Below are 21091 nucleotides of genomic sequence, written 5' to 3'. Positions count from 1 at the left end.
CCGCCGGATTCGCCCGGCCGCGCCGGGCGCCCGTTCCGCGGACGTTCACCGCGCTCGGGTATGAAGCAGGAGTGGTCGACGATCCCGCACACCGTGACGGCCCTGAACCGGCCCCCGGCATCAGCCGCCGCAGGCTGTTGACGACCAGCGCGGTCTCGGCCGCCCTCGGGGCGGGCGTGGGCGGCGGGGCCGCCATGTTGTGGTCGCACCCCAGCGCGCCCGCCCCCTGGTTTCAGCCGAGCCGCAACGGCGCCCCACCGGTGACGGGACTGCACCTGCAATTCGGCCGGCACGCCGGCTCCGAGGTGGTGGTGTCCTGGCACACCGTGGACGCCGTCCGGAATCCACGCGTCATGTTCGGCACGCCGGCGTCGGGCCTCGGGAAGACGGTGGCGGCCGAAACCCGCACCTACCGCGACGCCAAGTCCAACACCGAGGTTCGGGTGAACCACGCCCGCCTGACGAACCTCACCCCAGACACCGACTACGTATACGCCGCGGTGCACGACGGCGCCGAGCCGGAGATGGGCACCATTCGGACCGCCCCGTCCGGGCGAAAGCCCTTTCGCTTCACCAGTTTCGGCGATCAGTCCACGCCGACGCTGGAGAGGCTGCCTGACGGCACATACGGCACCGACAACATCGGGTCGCCCGCATCCGCCGACACCACCCTGGCGGTCGAGCGGATGGCGCCGCTGTTCAACCTCGTCAACGGCGACCTGTGCTATGCCAACCTCGCCCAAGACCGCATCCGCACCTGGTCGGCCTGGTTCGAGAACAACACGCGGTCGGCGCGTTACCGGCCCTGGATGCCCGCGGCCGGCAACCACGAAAACGAATTAGGCAACGGCCCAATCGGTTACGGCGCCTATCAGGCGTACTTCGCGGTGCCCGATTCGGGATCGGATCCCGAGACCCGCGGCCTGTGGTACTCGTTCACGGCCGGCTCGGTGCGGGTGATCAGCCTGAACAACGACGACGTGGCGTTTCAGGACGGCGGGAATTTCTACGTACACGACTACTCTGGCGGAGAGCAAAAGCGTTGGCTGGCAAATGAACTCGCCGCAGCACGGCGCGACCCCGACATCGATTGGATCGTCGTGTGCATGCATCAGACGGCGATCTCCACCGCCGACAAGGCCAACGGCGCCGACCTGGGAATCCGCGAGGAATGGCTCCCGTTGTTCGACGAGCACCGGGTCGACCTGGTGGTGTGCGGCCATGAACACCACTACGAGCGGTCGCACCCGTTGCGCGGCACGCTGCAGAGCGACACCCGAACGCCGATACCCGTCGCCACCCGCGACGACGTCATCGACTCCACCAAGGGAACGGTGCACGTCGTCATCGGCGGCGGCGGCACGTCGGCACCCACGAACGGGTTCTTCTTCCCCGAGCCGCGCTGCCGCGTGCTGACCGGAGTCGGCGCCTTCGACCCGGGGCTCGGACGCAAGGCGCCGATCTACGTCGTGGAGGACGCGCCCTGGTCCGCCTTCCGCGACCGGGACAATCCCTACGGCTTCGCGGCGTTCGAGGTGGACCCCGGTGAGCCCGGCGGCAATACGTCGATCAAGGCCACGCACTACGCGCTGAGCGGGCCGTTCGGCGCGGTGACCGTCGTGGACCGATTCACCCTGACGAAGCCGCGCGCCGACCGGCCGACTTAGTCAAAACAGCTTCGCCTGAAGGGGTTCCGGCTCCGCCGGGGTTACCGCGACGGGCTGGCGGAACGAACGCTCGTCGCCGCCCAGCCGGTATTTCGCGACCAGCGGCGCCGCCCGCTCCCGCAACATCTCGCGGTAACCGGCCGGCAGGTAAGCACCCCGCCGGTACAGCTCGCGATAGCGGCCCACCAGCTCGGGATGCGAGCGGGCCAGCCAGGACATGAACCAGCCGCGGGTCGAGCCGCGCAGGTGCAGCCCGAAGACCGTCACGCTGGTGGCCCCCGCGGCCGCGATCTGGCCGAGCAGTCGATCGAGGTGCTCTTTCGAGTCGGTCAGGTACGGCAGCACGGGCGCCACCATCACATGGCAGTCCAAACCGGCCTCGCGGATCGCGGCGATCAGGCCGAGCCGCGCCTGCGGTGTGGGCGTGCCGGGCTCGACGTCTCGATGTAGGTCCGCGTCACCGACCGCCAGCGACACCGCGACCGAGAGCGGAACCTGCTGCGCCGCAGCCGCGATCAACGGCAGGTCGCGGCGCAGCAGTGTGCCCTTGGTCAGGATCGACAGCGGTGTCCCGGATTCGGCGAGGGCGGCGATGATGCCCGGCATCAACGCGTAGCGCCCCTCCGCCCGCTGGTACGGGTCGGTGTTTGTGCCCAGCGCGACGGTCTCGCGGCGCCACGACGGCCGCCGCAACTCGCGGCGGAGCACCGCGACGACATTGGTCTTGACGACGACCTGGCTGTCAAAATCGTTGCCGCAGTTGAAGTCCAGGTATTCATGCGTCGGCCGGGCGAAGCAATAGCGGCAGGCGTGCGAGCAGCCGCGGTAGCCGTTGACGGTGTACCGGAAGGGCAGGGCGGAGGCGTCCGGCACCTTGTTGAGCGCGGACTTGCACAGCACCTCGTGAAAGGTGATCCCCTCGAACTGCGGGGCACGCACGCTTCTAACGAACCCGATCCGCTGCAACCCCGGCAGCGCCCCGTCCTCGACGGGCTGCCCGTTGACCGCGACGGCCTGGTCCGCCCAGCGCATGACCTATTCGAACATTAGTTCGATATAGAGTCAAGCACCGCGTCGGGTCAGATGTGGCGGGGCATCTCGGCGGATTTCGGATGGGGTGCTTACGGCGGCGGGGGTGGCAGCTCGGGCCGCCAGGTGAAATCCGACAAACGGCCGCACTCCCGCACGAACCGCGACGATCTCGGCGCCAACGGAATCGGCTGGGCCCCGGATCCGTTGGGCGACTTCACGGACCGCGGCGGTACGCGGCGACGTGCCCTAGCGCCATGTCCACGGCGAGTTCGACAGGTCGGGCGCTGCGCATCGTCTGCGCCATCAGCAGTCCGCCTTGCAGCGCACTCATGATAGTCAACGCGAGCTCGGCAGGGTCGGCATCTGCGGAGAGTTCGCCGTTGTCGCGCATCGTCGCCAAACCAGCAGACAGGTACGACTGCCACTCGGCGAAGGCTTGCGCAAGCTCCCGGCGCGCCGAATCGGACCGCTCGGCAAGCTCACCCACCAGCGAGCCCAACGGACACCCCCCGACACCTTGCGTCGCGCGAGTCATGGCCACGACGTGGTCGCACCACCGCTGCAGGCCCTCCCATGACGACACCTCGCCCAGATCGGGCTGCTGGGCCGCGATGACGTCGCCGAGCTGGGTCTTCACAACCTCGCGGATCAGGGCGTCCTTATTGGCGAAGTAGTGGTAGAGCTGCGATTTGCTTGTGCCGGTCGCCGCCATCACGTCGTCCAGACTCGTCCCGGCGACGCCTTGCCCGCGGACGAGCGATGCCGCCGCGGCGACGATGCGGGCCCTGGTCGCGGCACCGCGAGTCGTCAGCCGCCCGGCGGCGGGGTGCTCCTCTCCTGACATGCGCGAAGTGTAGAGCGGATTGGACTTGATAGTCCATTTTGGCTTCAGCACAATTTTCCGCGTGGACCGTCCGACCCTCGCAGCAGACGACGTGTCCCTGCTCCTAACCGCTCCCGACGTCGGCGGCGGCGCCACCCACTCCGCGAGGGAGGAATGATGAAGCCGACATCAAAGATCCTGAAATACAATTCGATGTTTCTGGGTTCGACGATGTTCTTGTTTGGGTTCTTGAAGTTCTTCGAGCCGTTTCGCACGTGGTTCGACGTCCAGATCAGCAAAAGCGGGCTGCCGCGACTCTGCATCCCCCTGGGCGTCGCCGGGGAAATATCCATCGGGCTGAGCCTGCTTTCGGCCGCCCACTTCGGGCGGGAGACCTCAAACCTCTTCGGCCCGATCGCGTCCGCGGCCTCGGCTGGGCTGATCGCCAACATGGGGGGCGCCACCTATGTGCACGTGCACCCGGAGGTGCCCGCAAATGTACTTCCTCTCAAAATAAAGCCTCCCGTTATTCCCCTCATTTTTATGCTATTGGCCACCGTGAATCTCGTTCAGCTTCAGGGTCATTGGCGGCGCTCCTGACGGCAGGACCCAACAGAATGGACCAACCAACGCGGAAATGGATGACCTCGTGCCCGACCGAATGCACCCAACCCACCAGACGCTCTTCGAAGCGGCAACCATCGGCAACGTCGAGCTCGCCCACCGGGTAGCCCTGGCGCCCATGACGCGAGTGAGCGCGACGGCCGACGGCGTGCCCACCGACCGGATCGCGTCCTACTACCGCGTTTTCGCCGAGGGCGGCTTCGCGTTGTTAATAACCGAAGGGCTTTACATCGACGATCAGACCAGTCAGGGGTACCTCTTCCAACCGGGCATCGCGAACGCGGCTCACGCGGCGGGCTGGCAACCGGTCGTCGACGGCGTCCACAACTGCGAGGCCAAGTTTTTCGCCCAGCTGATGCACGCCGGCAGCCAGTCGCAAGGCAACCCGCACACGACGATCACCTGGGGGCCGTCCGCAGTACGGCCGAAAGGCGAGCAGCTGCCCATGTACCGCGGTGCTGGTCCGTTCAAGATTCCTCAAGCGATGACCACCGAACACATCAACCAAGTCCGGGCCGCGTTCGTGAACGCGGCACGGCAGGCGCGCGACGCCGGGTTCGACGGCGTGGAGATCCACGGAGCCAACGGCTATCTGCTCGACGCATTTCTCACCGACTATATGAATACCCGGACCGACGAGTACGGCGGCCACACCGCCGGTCGTGTACGCCTGGCGGCCGAGGTCTGCCACGACGTCGCGTCGGCCGTCGGTGACGACATCGCCGTCGGCATCCGGATCTCCCAGGGAAAGGTCTCCGACAATCACCATCGGTGGGCCGGCGAGGAGGACGCGGCCATCATCTTCGGCACCCTGGGCGAGACCGGCATCGACTACATCCACACCACCGAATATCGCGCGCTGGCACCAGCATTCGCCGGGTCCGGCAACTCGCTCGCGCAGCTGGCAAAGCAATTCAGCAAGCTGGCGGTAATCGCCAACGGCCATCTGGACGACCCCCGCGACGCCGCCGCCATCATCGACTCGGGCGCCGCCGATCTGGTAGCCCTCGCCAAACCGGCGCTGGCCAACCGCGACTGGCCTCATCGAGTCCAACACGGCAAACCGTTATCGCCCGACGTGCCAACCGATCTCTTCGGGCCCGTCGCTAACCTCAAAGACTGGGAAGTCGCCGGCGCGGACAACGAAGGAGTGCATGGCGCGAGATGACATAGTTCCTCCTCTTGTGCGCAGCGGTTCAGAGAACGGCGTCGGCAAGGCGATCCACCTGATCGACCCCTGCGACGCAGGGATGGAAAACCAGCCCATCGAAACCGAGGTCGCGGTAGGCGCGCAGGGTGGCCGCCGCGTCCTCCGGGGTGGTCAGCAGGTCGGCGATGTTGAGAGCTGCGTAGTCCGGCTTGAATCCGTAGTAGCGCTGCAGGTGCTCCCGGCCGAGCCGGACGGCGTCCTCACCACCGAACGCGAAGTTCACGCTGGCGTGCAGCCGTGGCTGCCCCGACCGGCCCGCCTCCCGCCACGCCGCGCGTGCCCGATCGGCGAATGACGCCTGATTGTCGTAGTCGCGCAGGGCGCCGGCCGACCAGCCGTCACCCATCGTCGCGACCCGGCGCATGGTGGCCTCCGACCGTCCCCCGAACAGGATGGGGATGCGCACCGGCCGCGGGCACAACCCCTTGTCGCCGGTGACCGGCGCGGCGCGCCACGCCTCGCGCAACAATCCGACCGTCTCGTCCAAAACCCGTCCCCGCCGGCCGAAGTCGGCGCCAACCGCCGCGTAGTCGTCTGTCCGGTTGCCCACACCCAAACCCAGGATCAGCCGGTTGCCGGTGACGTCCGCGATGGTGGCGAGCTGCTTGGCGAGCAGCGCGGCCGGGTAGAGGGGTGCCAGCAAAACGTTTGTGATCAAACCGATTTCACTGGTCGCGCCCGCGGCGAGGGACAATGCGACGATCGAATCGAGGCTTTCGTAGACCAGCCGGTCGATAGTGGCAAGGCCGGCAAACCCTCGTTGTTCCGCCCGGCGGGCCCAACGCACGGTGAGTGGACCCCGCACGTGGGCGATGTGGCTCGGCAGGCCAATTCCGATCTGCATGGGAATCCTCCGCTATTTCTGCATGGTTGTCTGATTGACGGCGGTGAAGATCTCGCCGTACGAGTCTTCGCGCGCGGCGAATCGCACGCGCCGAGCGGCATCGACCACGATCTCGGTGGCGGCCGGGTTGGATCGCAGCAACGAAATAGCCTCGGCGACAAAGGCATCCAACGCCACGACATGAGATGCGTAGCCGAGACCCTGTTGAATGTCAGTCTGTACCCGTGGCGGGATGATCTCGACCACCTCAATCGCCGTGTCGCGCAGCTGGTGGCGTAGCGACTCGGTGTAGGAGTGCAGAGCCGCCTTGGTCGCACAATACGTCGGCGCGACCGCCTTGGGTACGAAAGCCAGGGCAGAGGTGACGTTGATGATCGCGGCGTTTCTTTGCGTCAGCAGTGTGGGCAGTAGTGCCGCGGTGAGCCGGATGGGCCCGAGCAGGTTGACCGCCACGATCGCCTCCGCCGCGGTGGTGTCACCGGTCAGCAGGTCCTCGGTACGCATGATTCCCGCGTTGTTGATGACGACGTTCAACCCGGGATACCGATCCGTCACTTCGGCAACCAGCCGAGTGATGCTGACCGGGTCGCTCTGATCCAAGTGCAGGAACTCCATGCCCGGGTTGGCGCCAGCGGCGGCTTGCAGAGCCTCGCGGCGCCGGCCGGCGATGATGACGTGGTTGCCCAGGCGGTGCAAAGATTCGGCCAAAGCGCGGCCGATTCCGCTGCCTCCGCCGGTGACCAGGACGACGTTGCGCGTCAGCTTCATGATGCAAGGCTGACAGCGGCGCCGACGAAACAATCAACGCCCGGACCGAAGTGTGAATAAATCTCCACTAACCATCGATATCCGTCTAAGGTTGGTCATGATCGATCGGCTGGACGGACAGATTCTGCATGCCTTGCAGATATCGCCCAGGGTGTCGTTTCGCCGCATAGCCGAGGTGGTCGGAGCGACCGAACAAACGGTTGCCCGCCGCTACCACAGGCTGCGTCGGAACGGAGTCGTTCGCGTCGTGGGGGTGGAGCACCCGTGGGTTGACGGCGATTCCGACTGGGCCCACTGGGTTTGCCGCCTACACGCCAAGCCCGACCGCATACCGCAACTGGCCGACGCGCTGGTTCGAAACCCGGACGTGTCCCACGCCAACGTCCTGTCGGGTTGGACCGACCTGGTGTGCACGATCCGGGCACCGCTCCGGGACAGCCGCGACGACGTGTTGCTGAAGCGGCTCCCGCGAGCAAGTTCGGTCATCGACATCGACATTGATGCGGTGCTGCACACCTTCGGGCGCCCCCCGAGCGCGCCGTGGACGGGCTACGGCCACAAGCTCAGCGGCGAACAGGCCGTACAAATCCTTGCTGACGTCGACGGCCCTCCCGCCGGCCAGCCGTCCCGGCCGACGCTCGAGGACCGTCCCATCCTCGACGCGCTGGCTGACGACGGCCGTGCTCCCCACTCACGGCTCGCCGAACGCACGGGCTGGTCGGTGGCGCGAGTGCGCAGGCGTCTGACGGCGCTCGAAGCGGCCGGGGCGCTCGTTTACGACGTCGATGTGCTCCCTGAGCGACTCGGTTACCACCTCAGCGCCATGCTCTGGCTGACGGTCGCACCCCAGCACACACACCGCGTCGGAGAACGGGTCGCGGCGCACGACCAAGTGGCCTTCGCCGCCGCCGTCAGCGGTAGCAAAAACCTGATGGCAGTGGTCATCTGCCGAGACGTCCGCGACCTCTACGCGTACCTCTCCAACCACCTCGGGGGCATCGAAGAGGTCCTCACCTATGAGGTAAGCATCCGCACCCAGCGCCTCAAGCAACACGGATCGGTGATCGCGCACGGACGACTGATGAACCCGACCCCGACGCGCGCTGCGCGCGGATCCGCGGCGGGCTAGAGAGGGCACCGAAAACGTCCCAGCGGTCGTAGAGTGAGCGACGACCCCTGTCGTACCTACTCCGGCCGCGAGGCACCCATGACCGAACGCATCGAGGTTGAACGCACAATTACGGCGCCGGCGCCCGACGTCTTCGCGGTGCTGTGCGACCCGCAGGGCCACGTCGCGATCGACTCGTCCGGAATGCTGCAGAGCGCCGAAGGCGATCGGGTACGCGGTGTCGGTGACCGTTTCGTCGTGCACATGGATCGCGAGTCGTTGAACGACTTTCCGCAATTCGGCAAGTACGACGTCACCGTCGACATCACGGAATTCGAACAGGATCGGCTGATCGCTTGGACGGTTCTGGGCAAAATTCAGCCTCCGATCGGCCATGTCTACGGCTATCAACTGCAGCCGAGCGAAGACGGCTCGGCGACCGTGGTCACCTCGTTTTACGACTGGTCGAACATCGACCCGAAGTGGCGGGAAGCCGGAATTTTCCCGATTTTGTCCGAGGGTGCATTGCGGGCAACGTTGGGAATTCTTGATCGGACGGTCCGGCGCGGTTATCCGCGCGGATAACCGCGTTTTCGGTGAGCGCCTAAACTCGACTGCGGTTTTATTGCGGATTCGGGTGGGTATGTCCTTTGGGCCCCTCACGAAAGGACCTGACATGTTGCACTCGGTGATTCTGGCGAGCTCGGACCCCGTCGCGGCCGGCTTTATCCTCCGTGGCATCAAGGGAATTTTTGTCGCCATCGGCAGCGTTATCGCCGCATTCATCTGCGGAATCATCGCAATGACGAAGGGTCGCAATCCGCTGGGCTGGGGAATTCTCGGCCTATTCTTTTCGATCCTCACGTTGATCGTCGTAATCATCATTCCGAGCAAGAAATAACCCGGCGAGGGTACCCGCCCTACCGGTCGAGTCTTGACAGAACTTCGGCGACAACAGAATTCGCGGCGACGGGCACCTGATCCCCCGTCGTGAGGTCTTTCAACCCGACCGTCCCCGCCTCGATGTCGCGGTCGCCGAGGACCAGCGCGATGCGGGCACCGGAACGGTCGGCCGCGCGCATCGCGCCCTTGAGGCCGCGGTCGCCGTAGGCCATGTCCACCCGCACACCGCAGGCGCGCAGCTGCGCGGTCAGCACCGCCAGCTGAAGCTTGGCCTGCTCGCTCAGCGGCACGCCGAACACGTCGCAGCGGGTCGTCTCCCCCACGCTCTTGCCCTCGGCGCGCAGCGCCAACAGGGTGCGGTCGACCCCGAGCCCGAACCCGATGCCGGACAGGTCTTGCCCGCCGAGCTCGTGCATCAGGCCGTCATAGCGGCCGCCGCCGCCGATCCCGGATTGCGCACCCAGACCGTCGTGCACGAACTCGAAGGTGGTCTTGGTGTAGTAGTCCAGCCCGCGCACCATGCGCGGGTTGATGACGTAGGGCACGCCGAGCGCGTCCAAGTGCGCCAGCACGGTGTCGAAGTGCTGCTTGGCGACGTCGGACAGGTGGTCGATCAACACCGGCGCGTCGGCCGTCATGGCCCGCACGGCCGGTCGCTTGTCGTCGAGCACCCGCAGCGGGTTGATCTCGGCACGCCTGCGCGTCTCGTCATCGAGATCGAGCCCAAACAGGAAGTCCTGCAACAGTTCCCGATATTGGGGGCGACAGGTCTCGTCGCCCAGCGAGGTGATCTCCAGGCGGAACCCGTCCAGTCCCAGCGAACGGAAGCCGGCGTCGGCGATGGCGATCACCTCGGCGTCAAGCGCCGGATCGTCCACGCCGATCGCCTCCACACCCACCTGCTGCAGCTGCCGATAGCGGCCGGCCTGCGGCCGCTCGTAGCGGAAAAACGGCCCCGCATAACACAATTTGACCGGCAACGCCCCGCGGTCAAGGCCGTGCTCGATCACCGCGCGCACCACCCCCGCGGTGCCCTCGGGTCGCAAGGTGACCGAGCGGTCACCGCGGTCGGCGAACGTATACATCTCCTTGGACACCACGTCGGTGGATTCGCCGACACCCCGGGCGAACAGGGCGGTGTCCTCGAAGATGGGCAACTCGATGTGGCCATAGCCGGCCCGGCGGGCGGCGCCCAACAACCCGTCACGGACGGCCACGAACTGAGCGGAGTCCGGCGGGACGTAGTCCGGTACCCCCTTGGGCGCGTGAAACTGCGTCACGGGCTCAGGCCTTCGATGAACGGATTGAATCGCCGTTCGGCGCCGATGGTGGTGGCGTTGCCGTGACCCGGCAGCACCACGGTCTCGTCGTCGAGCACCAGCAGTTTTTCCACGATCGAGGTCAGCAGGTCGCGGCCGCTCCCGCCGTGCAGGTCGGTGCGGCCCACCGAGCGTTCGAACAGGGTGTCGCCGGTGAACACCACGTCGTGGTCTCCCGCCACCCGGAAGACCACCGACCCGCGCGTGTGCCCGGGCGTGTGGTCGACGTTGACGGTCACGCTGCCCAGGTCGAGCTTGTCGCCGTCGCGGTCCAGCTCGACGACCTGCTTGGGCTCGCGGAAGAAGGCACCGGCCATCAGCTGCGCCACCCGCGGGCCCAGGCCGTAGATCGGGTCTTTCAGCATGAACCGGTCCTCGGGGTGGATGTAGGTCGGGCAGCCGAAGGTGTCGGACACCTTCTGCGCCGACCACATGTGGTCGATGTGTCCGTGCGTGAGCAACACCGCCGCCGGGGTCAGCCGGTTCTCGTCGAGGATGCGCCGCAGCGGGCCCATCGCCCGCTGGCCCGGATCCACGATGACGGCGTCCGCCCCCGGCCGCTCAGCCAGCACATAGCAGTTGCACTGCAACATGCCGGCGGGAAATCCGGTGATCAACACGGTTCCCAGTTTCCCACGGGCCCCACTTGACACCGGTCGCGGCGCCCACATTAGCCTGAGCTGGCGACTGACGCCTTTTGCCGGGCACCCGACTTACCAACCATGGAGGCATACGGCCGTGCCGACCAATGAACAGCGACGTGCCAACGCCAAGCGCAAGCTCGAACGCCAGCTGGAGCGCCGCGCGAAGCAAGCCAAGCTGCGCAGGATCGTGTTGATCGCCGCCGGCTCGGCCGTGGCCGTGGCGGTGGTCGTGGCGGTGGTGCTCACGGTCATCAACACCAAACACGAGCACAAGAGCAACTCCGCGACGAGCACCACGTCCGCGGCCCCCAGCAGCTCCCCCGAGTCCACGACGCCCGCCGGACCGACGCCGCCCGCTGCGCCGCTGCCGGCGTTCAAGCCGTCGGCCGATCTGGGCGCCAACTGCCAGTACCCGGCGTCACCGGAACCCGCCGCCAAGGAGGTCAAGCCGCCGCGCACCGGCAAGGTGCCGACGGACCCCGCCCAGGTGAGCGCCAGCATGGTGACCAACCAGGGCCGCATCGGATTGATGCTCGCTAACAACGAATCACCTTGCACGGTAAACAGTTTCGCAAGCCTGGCCGGTCAGAAATACTTCGACAACACCAAATGCCACCGGCTGACCACTTCCCCGGACCTGGGCGTCCTGCAATGCGGCGACCCCAAGGGTGACGGCACCGGCGGCCCGGGCTACCAGTTCGCCAACGAGTACCCGACGGACCAATACCCGCCGAACGACCCGAAGGCGCAACAGCCGGTCCTCTACCCACGCGGCACCCTGGCGATGGCCAACGCCGGTCCCGGGACCAACGGCAGCCAATTCTTCATGGTGTACAAGGATTCCCAGCTGCCGCCCCAATACACCGTCTTCGGCACCATTCAGCCGGACGGTCTGGCCACGCTGGACAAGATCGCCAAAGCCGGCGTCGCCGGCGGCGGTGAGGACGGCGCACCGGCCTCCGAGGTCACCATCACCTCGCTGTTGCTCGACTAAAGCCAAGCAGCGCAACGCCGCTGATTCGGCGGGAATCGGGCGACCAACGGGCAGTCCACCGCTTAAGGTCGTTGCGTGGGGACAGAATCTTTCGGGCAATACCAACTGCTGGACGTGTTGGGCCGCGGCGGCATGGGCCAGGTCTACCGTGCCTACGACGCCGCCACCGATCGCGTCGTCGCGTTGAAGGTGCTGCCCCCGAACTTGGCCGAGGATCAGGAGTTTCAGCAACGATTCCGCCGGGAGGCACGCATCGCGGCGAGCCTCAACGACCCGCACGTGGTGCCGATCCACGGTTACGGCGAGATCGACGGTCGGCTCTATGTCGACATGCGGCTGATCGAGGGCCGCGACTTGTTGCAGTACATCGATGAGAACGGGGGGCGGCTGTCCCCAGAGCGCGCGGTGGCGGTGATCGAGCAAGTTGCCGCTGCGCTGGACAGCGCCCACCAGGTGGGGCTGATCCATCGCGACATCAAGCCGAAGAACATCCTGATCACCCAGGCGCGCGACTTCGTCTACCTGATCGACTTCGGCATCGCCCGCACCCTGGCCGACACGTCACTCACGCAGACCGGGCACACGATGGGCACCGTCGCGTACATGGCGCCCGAACGGTTCAGGGGCACAACGGATCACCGCGCCGACGTGTATTCGTTGGCCTGCGTGCTGCACGAGTGCTTGACCGGCAAGCGGCCCTATGCCGGCGACAGCCTCGAGGAGCAGCTCAACGCGCATTTGAACACGCCCCCGCCGCGGCCGTCGACCACCGCCGACGGCGTGCCCCCGGCCCTCGATGCGGTGGTCGCCCGCGGGATGGCCAAAGACGCCGAATACCGCTATCAGTCGGCGATGGAACTCGCCGAAGCCGCCCGGGCGGCGTTGGCCGCCCCGGCCGGGACCGCCGCATGGAGTCCCCCGCCGGCGCCACCGGCACCGCCGCCGGGACCGCCGGGACCGACGCAGGACTTTCCCCCGACGGGGCCCAATCTCGACCCCCGGCCGCCCAATCGCCCGCCGGGACAATCCCGGCGTTTGCTGCTGGGCATCGTCGGCGCGTCGGCGCTGGCGCTGGCCGCGGTGGTGGCATTGGTCATCGCGCTGGTGACGCAGGACGACGGCTCAGCCAACAGCGCGGCTTCGAGCACCCCGACCCGCGCCCGCGTCCCCAACAGGCCGGGGTCGAGTTCCGGACCGACCGCACAGGCGACGGGGACCGTGCCACCGCTGCCGGCGTTCGCGCCGCCGGCCGACCTGGGCGCCAATTGCCAATACCCGAGCGCGCCGGACGCCATCGTCAAGCCGGTCAACCCGCCTCCGTCCGGCAGGGTTTCCACCGAACCCGCCCAGATCCCGGCCACCATCTCGACCAACCTTGGCGACATCGGCATCGAACTCTCCAACGGCGAATCTCCGTGCACGGTCAACAGTTTCGTCAGCCTTGCGAAGCAGCAATTCTTCGACAACACCCAGTGCGCCCGGCTGATCAACTCGACTGACGGAGGGTCGCTGCTGTGCGGCGGTCCCGACGCGGACGGGGCCGGTGGCCCCGGCTATCAATTCGCCGACGAATACCCCACCAATCAGTACCCGGCCGGCGACCCCGCGCTCCGGGCGACGGTGATGTACCCGCGCGGCACCGTGATCATGGCCACCGAGGGGCCCAACACCAACGGCAGTCAATTCGTCCTGGTGTTCCGGGATTCGGAATTGGAGCCGCAGAGCACGGTGTTCGGGACCATCAGCCAGGCGGGCCTGGCGGTCCTCGACAAGGTCGCCCAGGCGGGTATCGCCGGCAACCGGCAGAGCGGGGCTCCCACCAACCCGGTCACCATCAACTCGGTGCGCGTCGGCTAACCAGTAACGCCAGGCTTTCTTAAGCCGCCTCAGGCAGCGGACGTCACGCGGTACACGTCGAAAACGCCTTCGACGTTGCGCACCACGTTGAGTAGATGCCCGAGGTGCTTCGGGTCCCCCATCTCGAAGGTGAACCTGCTGATCGCCACCCGGTCATTGGACGTGGTGACCGAGGCCGACAGGATGTTGACCTTTTCGTCGGCCAGCACCCGGGTGACGTCGGAGAGCAGCCGGTGCCGGTCGAGCGCCTCGACCTGGATGGCCACCAGGAACACCGACGACGGCGACGGCGCCCAATGCACCTCGATGATGCGCTCGGCCTGCTGCTGCAGCGACGCGGCATTGGTGCAGTCGGTGCGGTGCACGCTGACTCCGCCACCGCGGGTGACGAAGCCCATGATCTGGTCGCCGGGCACCGGCGTGCAGCACTTGGCCAGCTTGGACAGCACGCCCGGGGCGCCGGGGACCGAGACGCCGACGTCGTCGCTGCTGCGCGGGCGCCGGAGCATGGTCGTCGGCGTGGACCGCTCGGCGAGATCCTCCTCGGCCTGGTCGATCCCGCCGAGCTCGGCCAGCAGCCGCTGCACGACATGGCGCGCCGACACGTGGCCCTCGCCGATCGCGGTGTAAAGCGCGGACACGTCCGCGTAGTGCAGCTCGCGGGCCACCGCGGCCATGGATTCGGCGTTGACCAAGCGCTGCAACGGAAGTCCGCCGCGGCGCACCTCGCGGGCCATGGCGTCCTTGCCGGCCTCCAGCGCCTCCTCACGCCGCTCCTTGGCGAACCATTGCCGGATCTTCGCCTTGGCGCGCGGCGACACCACGAACTGCTGCCAGTCCCGCGACGGCCCGGCATTGGACGCCTTCGACGTGAAAACCTCGACGACTTCGCCGTTTTCCAGCTTTCGTTCCAGCGCCACCAGCCGGCCGTTGACCCGGGCGCCGATGCAGCGGTGGCCGACCTCGGTGTGCACCGCGTAGGCGAAATCGATCGGCGTCGACCCGTTCGGCAGGGTGATCACATCACCCTTGGGGGTGAACACGAAGATCTCTTGCACCGCAAGGTCGTAGCGCAGCGACTCCAGGAACTCGCCCGGGTCGGCGGCCTCCCGCTGCCAGTCGAGCAGTTGCCGCATCCAGGCCATGTCGTCGATCTCGGCGGTGGCGTGCGGATGCGGAACGCCGTTGCGGCCCTTGGCTTCCTTGTAGCGCCAGTGCGCGGCGATGCCGTATTCGGCGGTGCGGTGCATGTCACGGGTGCGGATCTGGATTTCCAGCGGCTTGCCCTCAGGGCCCACCACCGTGGTGTGCAGCGACTGGTAGACGCCGTATCGGGGCTGGGCGATGTAGTCCTTGAACCGTCCCGCCATCGGCTGCCACAGGGAATGCACGACGCCGACGGCGGCGTAGCAGTCGCGGATCTCGTCGCACAGGATGCGGATGCCGACCAGGTCGTGGATGTCGTCGAAGTCGCGGCCCTTGACGATCATCTTCTGATAGATCGACCAATAGTGCTTGGGCCGGCCCTCGACCGTCGCCTTGATCTTCGACGCGTTCAGCGTGTTGGTGATCTCGGCGCGGACCTTGGCCAGGTAGGTGTCGCGGGACGGCGCGCGGCCGGCGACCAGGCGGACGATCTCGTCGTACTTCTTCGGATGCAAGATCGCGAAGGACAGGTCTTCGAGTTCCCACTTGACGCTGGCCATACCCAGCCGATGGGCAAGGGGCGCAATGACTTCCAGCGTCTCGCGGGCTTTGCGCGCCTGCTTCTCCGGCGGCAGGAAGCGCATGGTTCGCATGTTGTGTAGCCGGTCGGCGACCTTGATCACCAGCACCCGGGGGTCGCGGGCCATCGCGGTGATCATCTTGCGGATGGTCTCGCCCTCGGCGGCGGTGCCCAGCACCACCCGATCCAGCTTGGTCACGCCGTCGACGAGGTGGCCCACCTCCTCGCCGAACTCCTCGCTCAACGCCTCCAGCGTGTAGCCGGTGTCTTCGATGGTGTCGTGCAACAGCGCGGCCACCAAAGTGGTGGTGTCCATGCCCAATTCGGCGAGGATGTTCGCGACGGCCAGGGGGTGGGTGATGTACGGATCACCGGAATGGCGGAACTGCGTGGCGTGGCGCTGGTCGGCGACCTCGAAGGCGCGCTGCAGCAGCGACACGTTGGCCTTCGGATAGACCTCCCGGTGCACCGCCACGAGCGGTTCCAGCACCGGGTTGAGCGTGGTGCGCTGGGAGGTCATCCGCCGGGCCAGCCTGGCCCGCACCCGGCGCGACGCGCTGCTGGAGGTTTTCAGCGTCTCGGTCGGCGGCTCCGGCGGCTCGGCCTGCGCCGTCACCGGCTCCCCGACCAGCAGGGCGTCACCGACGTCAGTGGGCACGTCAAGCGCCTGCGCCGCGCTCTTGTCGTCCGCCACGTTGGTCACCTCCGACTTCGAGGATATCGCGCGGTGCGCCCAGGCTCGGTTTGATCGCCCGCTCGCCCCCTCGCCGCTTCGCAGCTGGGTGGTGCCCCCACCTCACGCCGCGTAGCGGCGCGCATCGTCGCCGGGCTAGAGCTGACTCAGGCTGTGCAGCGGCAACCCCGCGACCGCCTGACGACCGCCCAGCGCGGTCAGTTCGAGGATCACCGCCGCCGCCATGACGGTGGCCCCGGTGCGTTCCAGCAACCGGGCCGCCGCGGCCAGGCTGCCCCCGGTGGCCAGCACGTCGTCGATGATCACGACGTGGCGTCCGCGCAGGTCGATGCCGTCCGCGGGGATCTCCAGCGTCGCGCTGCCGTACTCCAGGTCGTAATGCTCGGCGTACACCGGCGGCGGCAGCTTGCCGCCCTTGCGGATGGCCAGCACCCCCGTGCGCAGCCGGTCGGCGACCGCCGCCGCGGCCAGGAACCCGCGGGCGTCGATCCCGGCCACCAGGTCGGCGCCCGCCGCGATCTCGGCCAGCGCGTCGGTGACCGCCGCCAGCCCCGCCGGATCGGCGAACAACGGGGTGAGGTCCCGGAATTGCACCCCCGGCTTGGGAAAGTCGGACACCTCGCGCAGCAGCGAGGCGATGACGTCGGTCACCGAGGCGCTTCCGCCGACGCTCGTCACTGGACCAGGGCCCATCGGTCCATGTTCCAGCCGGCGCCCCAGCGAGTCGGGTTCTTGCTCACGGCATACATCTTCTTCGACATCAGCAGCGTCCGTTGCTGCCGGTAGAGGGGCAAAGTGGGCATGTCGCCCCACAGTACCGGCGCCGCCTCCCCCAGCAGCCGCACGCGCTCGGCGGGGTCGGCCGACACCGCCAGCGCCCCGATCGTGTTGTCGATCTGCGGATTCGAGTAGCCCGACAGGTTGTTGCCGTTGCCGGTGTGCAGGTCGTAGGCGTCCATCGCCGACGACCCCGTGGACCCGTTGCCGGCGGCCCCGCCCGTGCTGGCCAAGAGGGCATCGATCTTCCCGTCCTTGAGCGCTTGCGGCCCCGAGCTGTCCAGGGCGACGTTGGCGACGGTGATGCCGGCCGCGGCACAGGATTTGCCGATCACCCCGACGTTGACCGCGAGGCGCGCGTTGGGCCCCTGGTAGCCGATCCGCACCGTCATCGGGGCGCCACCGAGCGCGTCGCGGGCGGCGGCGGGGTCCGCCTTGCCGAATTGGCCGGCCTCGGCGGCGCCGTCAGCGGCGGTGACGGGGTCGTCGGCGGCCGGGTTGAGCCGCGAGTTGGCGATCGGCACCCCGGCGTCGCGCGCGAGCGTGTCGCGGGGCGTGCAGAGGGCGAGCGCGCGGCGGGCCTTGGGCTGCGAGAGCGGGCCCTGCGGCGCGAAGATCAGCTGCTCGACGCCGGCCGCCGGCGAATCAACGCGGTCGTAGTTGTCCGGGGTGGTCAGCGTTCCGGAGGAGCCCGCCGCCACGTCGACCACGTCGACGCTGCGGTTGTTGACCCGGTCCTGGATGTCGGGCCCCTGGGGCCAGACGGTGATCCGCTTGGTGAGCGCCTTGGGGCCCCACCACCGGTCGTTGGCCACGAGCACCACCGCGCCGCGGTCCAGGATGCGCTCAATCTTGTACGGGCCGGACGACGGGAAGTGCTTGAGGTCCAGCCCGGGCCTGAGGTCCCAGATGGTGTTCCACAGCTTGGCGATCTGCTGCACGAGTTGGGCGTTGTTGCTCAGCAGGGCCGCGGTCACGTCGACGTGCAGCTCGTCGGCGATGACGTGCGACGGCATCATCGACGTGGCGGTGAACAGCTGGTTGTAGTCGACGATGCCGCGGTCCGGGACGAACGACACCCGGGCCTTCTTCTGCCCCGGCAGGCACTCGACGTTGGCGATGTCGAGGTAACCGGCCTGGGTGGCGGCGTTGAAGTCGGGATACCGGCCGGACTGGGCCGCCCAGGCGAGCACCAGATCGTCGCAGGTCACCGGCTTGCCGTCGGAGTAGACGGCGTTGTCGGCGATCTGGTAGTCCAACACCAGCGGCGAACCGCCCACCACCGACACGGTGCCGAAATCACGGTCGGCGACGGTCTGCCCGTCGGGGCCGTGGTAGCTGAAGCCGGCCAGCGTGCGCGCGAACGCCTGCGCCCCGGCCGACGCGGCGCCGACGACGGTATTGGTGTTGTAGGTGACCAGCGGGCCGTCGACCACGTAGTCGATCTGGGAGGCGGTGCTGCCGGAGCACGCCGCCAGCGTGCACGCCGCCACGAGCATTGCGGCCAGACCGATAGCGCCCCCGACGAGGCGATACCTGGCGGCCATAGCGACTACCGCCGGCCGGCGTTTCGCTTGCCGCTCGGACGCCGGGTCCCGGTCGGCCGCACCGGGCGCGCACCCGGCGCCGGCTTGCTCGGTGCGGGCTTGTCAGACGGTGCCGAGTCGGCCGCCGTGGTCTCCGGCGACGCCGATTCTTCGTCGGCGGACTTCGCCTCCTCGGGCTCGGCGCCAGCCTTGCGGCGCCGAGCGACGCGGCGGGTGTGCGTGCGCACCAGCTCGGTGCGCTCGCGCAGCGTGACCAGCAGCGGCGTTGCGAAGAAGATCGACGAGTAGGTGCCGACCAGGATGCCGACCAGCTGCACCAGCGCCAGGTCCTTCAGTGTCCCGACGCCCAGCAGCCACACCGCCACCACCATCAGCGCCAGGACCGGCAACACCCCGATGAGGCTGGTGTTGATGGAGCGCATGAACGTCTGGTTGATCGCGAGGTTGGCCTGCTCGGCGAAGGTGCGGCGGGTGGTGTGCTGGAAGCCGTGGGTGTTCTCCTCGACCTTGTCGAACACGATGACGGTGTCGTACAGGGAGAAACCGAGAATCGTCAGCAAACCGATGACGGTGGCCGGGGTGACCTCGAAACCGACCAGGGAGTACACCCCTGCGGTGACGGTCAGGTCGAAGACCATGGTCGTCAGCGCGGAGATGGCCATGTACCGCTCGTAGCGCACCGTGATGTACAGGCTGACCAACGCCAGGAACACCACCAGCGCGATCAGCGCCTTGTCGGTAATCTGATCGCCCCACGTCTCGGAGACCGCCGCGTCGCTGATGGCCTGTTTACTCGGTTTTCCGTCGGCTCCCTTGGGTCCGAACGCGTCGAACAGGGCGTTGCGCAGCGTGGATGTCTGGGCGTTGGACAGCGTTTCGGAGCGGATCTGCACCGTGGCCGAGGCGCCGTTGCCGACGATCACCACCGATTCCGGGTCGCGGCCGATGGCCTTGCGGAAGACGTCGGACACCTGCGACGTCTGCACTTGGCCGGTCGCGCCCGCGGCGGGCATCGACACCGTCGTGCCGCCGTTGAAGTCGATCCCGAAGGTGAAGCCGCGCAGCAGGATGCTCAATACGGCGACGGCGACGATCGCGCCGCTGATGCCGAACCACAACCGGCGACGCCCGATCACCTCGAAGGCGCCCGTGCCGGTGTAGAGGCGCGACAAGAAGCTATGACGCGCCAGGCCGGCGCCGCTATCGGTCAACTCGGTGGCGCCCTCCGAGGCTTCGGTGATCTCGGTCGCTTCGGCGTCAGCCTTGCCTTTGGAGGCCATCACGCTATCCCCGTCCCGTCTTGACGTTCGACGAAGCCCGGCGCTCGCGGGCGACCTGCTGTATTGCGCCCAGGCCGTTGTATGCGGGTTTCGCCAACGTCGACGACTTGGACGCCAGGTAGACCAGCGGCCAGGTCACCAGGAACACCACCACGACGTCGAGGATCGTGGTGAGGCCCAACGTGAAGGCGAATCCCCGCACCTGGCCGATCGCCAGGGCGTACAGCACCGCGGCGGCCAGGAAGGTCACGGCGTTGCCCGACACGATCGTCTTGCGGGCCCGCACCCAGCCCCGGGGCACCGCCGATCGGAACGACCGGCCTTCGCGGATCTCGTCTTTGATGCGTTCGAAGAACACCACGAACGAGTCCGCCGTGGTACCGATACCGATGATCAGACCCGCGATCCCCGCAAGGTCCAGGGTGTAGTTGATCTGACGGCCCAGGATCACCAGGATCGCGAAAATCATTGCGCCGGAAGCGACTAGCGATAGCGCCGTAAGCAGGCCGAGCACCCGGTAATACAACAACGAGTACAGCAACACCAGAACCAAGCCGATTGCACCCGCGACCAGCCCCGCTCGCAGTGAGGTCAATCCCAGTGTCGCCGAGACGGTTTGGGCCTCCGAAGCCTCGAAGGACAGCGGCAGCGAACCGTATTTCAGGACGTTGGCCAGCTGCTTGGCGGTTGCGGCGGTGAACGGCGGGTCGCCGCCGGTGATCTGGGTCCGGCCGCCGGGGATGGCTTCCTGGATCATCGGGGCGCTGACCACCTGGGAGTCCAGCGTGAACGCGGTCTGGGTGCCGATGTGGGCGGCGGTGAAGTCCGCCCAGGTGTTCGCCGCCGCGGGGCGGAATTGCACGTCCACGACGTAACCGATGCCGCGCTGGTTCATGCCGGACGTGGCGTCCTGGATCTGGTCGCCGCTGATGATCGACGGCGCCAGCAGGTAGGCCACCTTGTGGTCGGTCGAGCACGTCACCAGCGGCAGGTTCGGATCGTCGTTGCCGGCCAGGATGTCCTCTTTGTCGCAGCGGGTCGCCTGGAACTGCAAAGCGAGGAACTGGACGCCCTGGCGGGTGCTCTGCCGCCACTTCTTCTCATCGGCGATGCGGTCGGCGAGCTCCTTGCGCGGATCGGGCGGCGCCGGCTGCTCGGCCGGGGGTACGTCGGCCGGTGGGGCGTTGCCCGCGGGCGCCGCCCGATCCGCGCCCGGCGCTCGCCGCCCGCATCGCCGCGAGAAGAAGTGGCGGCAGAGCACCCGCCAGGGCGTG

19 protein-coding genes are annotated in these 21091 nt (G+C 67.6%); 8 read left to right on the top strand and 11 right to left on the bottom strand.

Going from position 1 to position 21091, the window contains the following annotated elements; translation table 11 throughout:
• Nucleotides 1–71 precede the first annotated feature (71 nt).
• Entirely contained in the window at nucleotides 72–1667 is a 1596-nt protein-coding gene (locus tag A5756_RS23680) for a metallophosphoesterase family protein (protein ID WP_066958112.1), read from the top strand.
• Here A5756_RS23680 and A5756_RS23675 read toward each other — a convergent pair whose 3' ends face one another.
• Together A5756_RS23675 and A5756_RS23670 are read right to left on the bottom strand one after the other, a co-directional pair.
• Nucleotides 1668–2699 carry an Rv2578c family radical SAM protein gene (locus tag A5756_RS23675; RefSeq protein WP_066958110.1) on the bottom strand — a complete coding sequence of 344 codons (1032 nt, stop codon included), beginning with the start codon at nucleotides 2697–2699 and terminating at the stop codon, nucleotides 1668–1670.
• Nucleotides 2700–2913: 214 nt separating this feature from the next.
• A complete protein-coding gene (locus A5756_RS23670; RefSeq protein ID WP_066958108.1) occupies nucleotides 2914–3543 on the bottom strand; it encodes a TetR/AcrR family transcriptional regulator in 630 nt (209 codons plus the stop codon).
• A gap of 156 nt (nucleotides 3544–3699) precedes the next feature.
• Here A5756_RS23670 and A5756_RS23665 point away from each other — a divergent pair, with 156 nt between their 5' ends.
• Nucleotides 3700–4122, top strand: a complete 423-nt coding sequence (locus A5756_RS23665; protein WP_156659789.1) for a hypothetical protein — start codon at nucleotides 3700–3702, stop codon at nucleotides 4120–4122.
• 49 nt (nucleotides 4123–4171) lie between these two features.
• The gene (locus tag A5756_RS23660) at nucleotides 4172–5314 is read left to right on the top strand and encodes an NADH:flavin oxidoreductase (RefSeq protein ID WP_232005401.1); all 1143 of its coding nucleotides are present in this window, start codon (nucleotides 4172–4174) and stop codon (nucleotides 5312–5314) included.
• A gap of 28 nt (nucleotides 5315–5342) precedes the next feature.
• On the opposite strand, the gene A5756_RS23655 is transcribed toward A5756_RS23660, so the two are convergent.
• Together A5756_RS23655 and A5756_RS23650 are read right to left on the bottom strand one after the other, a co-directional pair.
• Nucleotides 5343–6200, bottom strand: coding sequence for an LLM class flavin-dependent oxidoreductase (locus tag A5756_RS23655; protein WP_066958104.1), 858 nt, complete (start codon nucleotides 6198–6200; stop codon nucleotides 5343–5345).
• Nucleotides 6201–6212: 12 nt separating this feature from the next.
• The gene (locus tag A5756_RS23650; RefSeq protein ID WP_066958102.1) at nucleotides 6213–6968 is read right to left on the bottom strand and encodes an SDR family oxidoreductase; all 756 of its coding nucleotides are present in this window, start codon (nucleotides 6966–6968) and stop codon (nucleotides 6213–6215) included.
• 97 nt (nucleotides 6969–7065) lie between these two features.
• Between A5756_RS23650 and A5756_RS23645 the strand changes: the two genes are divergently transcribed.
• The 3 genes from A5756_RS23645 to A5756_RS23635 all read left to right on the top strand — a co-directional run bounded on the left by A5756_RS23645 (nucleotide 7066) and on the right by A5756_RS23635 (nucleotide 8977).
• Nucleotides 7066–8097, top strand: coding sequence for an Lrp/AsnC family transcriptional regulator (locus A5756_RS23645; protein ID WP_066958100.1), 1032 nt, complete (start codon nucleotides 7066–7068; stop codon nucleotides 8095–8097).
• Nucleotides 8098–8175: 78 nt separating this feature from the next.
• Complete coding sequence (locus A5756_RS23640) at nucleotides 8176–8661, top strand: SRPBCC family protein (RefSeq protein WP_066958098.1); 486 nt, start codon at nucleotides 8176–8178, stop codon at nucleotides 8659–8661.
• 91 nt (nucleotides 8662–8752) lie between these two features.
• On the top strand, nucleotides 8753–8977 hold the full coding sequence (locus A5756_RS23635; RefSeq protein ID WP_066958096.1) for a deoxyribodipyrimidine photolyase: 225 nt from the start codon (nucleotides 8753–8755) through the stop codon (nucleotides 8975–8977).
• A gap of 19 nt (nucleotides 8978–8996) precedes the next feature.
• Here the strand turns inward: A5756_RS23635 and hisS are convergent, their stop codons facing one another.
• Both hisS and A5756_RS23625 read right to left on the bottom strand, forming a co-directional pair.
• On the bottom strand, nucleotides 8997–10259 hold the full coding sequence (gene hisS, locus A5756_RS23630; protein ID WP_066958094.1) for a histidine--tRNA ligase: 1263 nt from the start codon (nucleotides 10257–10259) through the stop codon (nucleotides 8997–8999).
• Complete coding sequence (locus A5756_RS23625; protein ID WP_066958092.1) at nucleotides 10256–10918, bottom strand: MBL fold metallo-hydrolase; 663 nt, start codon at nucleotides 10916–10918, stop codon at nucleotides 10256–10258. Before A5756_RS23625 ends, hisS begins: the two co-directional genes overlap by 4 nt.
• Before the next feature lie 118 nt (nucleotides 10919–11036).
• Here A5756_RS23625 and A5756_RS23620 point away from each other — a divergent pair, with 118 nt between their 5' ends.
• Both A5756_RS23620 and A5756_RS23615 read left to right on the top strand, forming a co-directional pair.
• Nucleotides 11037–11936, top strand: a complete 900-nt coding sequence (locus tag A5756_RS23620; RefSeq protein WP_066958090.1) for a peptidylprolyl isomerase — start codon at nucleotides 11037–11039, stop codon at nucleotides 11934–11936.
• Nucleotides 11937–12011: 75 nt separating this feature from the next.
• Complete coding sequence (locus tag A5756_RS23615; protein ID WP_066958088.1) at nucleotides 12012–13793, top strand: protein kinase; 1782 nt, start codon at nucleotides 12012–12014, stop codon at nucleotides 13791–13793.
• A gap of 29 nt (nucleotides 13794–13822) precedes the next feature.
• Here the strand turns inward: A5756_RS23615 and A5756_RS23610 are convergent, their stop codons facing one another.
• From A5756_RS23610 to secD, 5 genes are all read right to left on the bottom strand, one after another.
• The gene (locus tag A5756_RS23610; protein WP_066958140.1) at nucleotides 13823–16213 is read right to left on the bottom strand and encodes a bifunctional (p)ppGpp synthetase/guanosine-3',5'-bis(diphosphate) 3'-pyrophosphohydrolase; all 2391 of its coding nucleotides are present in this window, start codon (nucleotides 16211–16213) and stop codon (nucleotides 13823–13825) included.
• Between the two features lie 135 nt (nucleotides 16214–16348).
• A complete protein-coding gene (locus tag A5756_RS23605; RefSeq protein WP_066958086.1) occupies nucleotides 16349–16906 on the bottom strand; it encodes an adenine phosphoribosyltransferase in 558 nt (185 codons plus the stop codon).
• Nucleotides 16888–18537, bottom strand: a complete 1650-nt coding sequence (locus tag A5756_RS23600) for an ABC transporter substrate-binding protein (RefSeq protein WP_066958084.1) — start codon at nucleotides 18535–18537, stop codon at nucleotides 16888–16890. The genes A5756_RS23605 and A5756_RS23600 overlap by 19 nt, the downstream gene beginning before the upstream one ends.
• A 5-nt stretch (nucleotides 18538–18542) precedes the next feature.
• Nucleotides 18543–19817, bottom strand: coding sequence for a protein translocase subunit SecF (gene secF / locus A5756_RS23595; protein WP_066958138.1), 1275 nt, complete (start codon nucleotides 19815–19817; stop codon nucleotides 18543–18545).
• Nucleotides 19818–19821: 4 nt separating this feature from the next.
• The coding region (gene secD, locus A5756_RS23590) for a protein translocase subunit SecD (RefSeq protein WP_232005399.1) at nucleotides 19822–21091 on the bottom strand (1270 nt) is incomplete at its 5' end.

It is taken from the genome of Mycobacterium sp. 852002-53434_SCH5985345, assembly GCF_001667155.1.
Classification (GTDB): Bacteria; Actinomycetota; Actinomycetes; order Mycobacteriales; family Mycobacteriaceae; genus Mycobacterium.
The sequence above is the reverse complement of the archived record's forward strand: the minus strand, read 5'-3'. Positions and strand labels throughout refer to the sequence as shown.

Excerpts from the sequence above, each read along its gene's own strand:
- A5756_RS23645 (WP_066958100.1), top strand. The coding sequence starts at position 7,066 with ATGATCGATCGGCTGGACGGACAGATTCTGCATGCCTTGCAGATATCG.
- A5756_RS23675 (WP_066958110.1), bottom strand. The coding sequence starts at position 2,699 with ATGCGCTGGGCGGACCAGGCCGTCGCGGTCAACGGGCAGCCCGTCGAG.
- A5756_RS23635 (WP_066958096.1), top strand. The coding sequence starts at position 8,753 with ATGTTGCACTCGGTGATTCTGGCGAGCTCGGACCCCGTCGCGGCCGGC.
- secF (WP_066958138.1), bottom strand. The coding sequence starts at position 19,817 with ATGGCCTCCAAAGGCAAGGCTGACGCCGAAGCGACCGAGATCACCGAA.
- A5756_RS23650 (WP_066958102.1), bottom strand. The coding sequence starts at position 6,968 with ATGAAGCTGACGCGCAACGTCGTCCTGGTCACCGGCGGAGGCAGCGGA.
- A5756_RS23655 (WP_066958104.1), bottom strand. The coding sequence starts at position 6,200 with ATGCAGATCGGAATTGGCCTGCCGAGCCACATCGCCCACGTGCGGGGT.
- A5756_RS23600 (WP_066958084.1), bottom strand. The coding sequence starts at position 18,537 with ATGGCCGCCAGGTATCGCCTCGTCGGGGGCGCTATCGGTCTGGCCGCA.
- A5756_RS23605 (WP_066958086.1), bottom strand. The coding sequence starts at position 16,906 with ATGGGCCCTGGTCCAGTGACGAGCGTCGGCGGAAGCGCCTCGGTGACC.
- A5756_RS23670 (WP_066958108.1), bottom strand. The coding sequence starts at position 3,543 with ATGTCAGGAGAGGAGCACCCCGCCGCCGGGCGGCTGACGACTCGCGGT.
- A5756_RS23665 (WP_156659789.1), top strand. The coding sequence starts at position 3,700 with ATGAAGCCGACATCAAAGATCCTGAAATACAATTCGATGTTTCTGGGT.
- A5756_RS23640 (WP_066958098.1), top strand. The coding sequence starts at position 8,176 with ATGACCGAACGCATCGAGGTTGAACGCACAATTACGGCGCCGGCGCCC.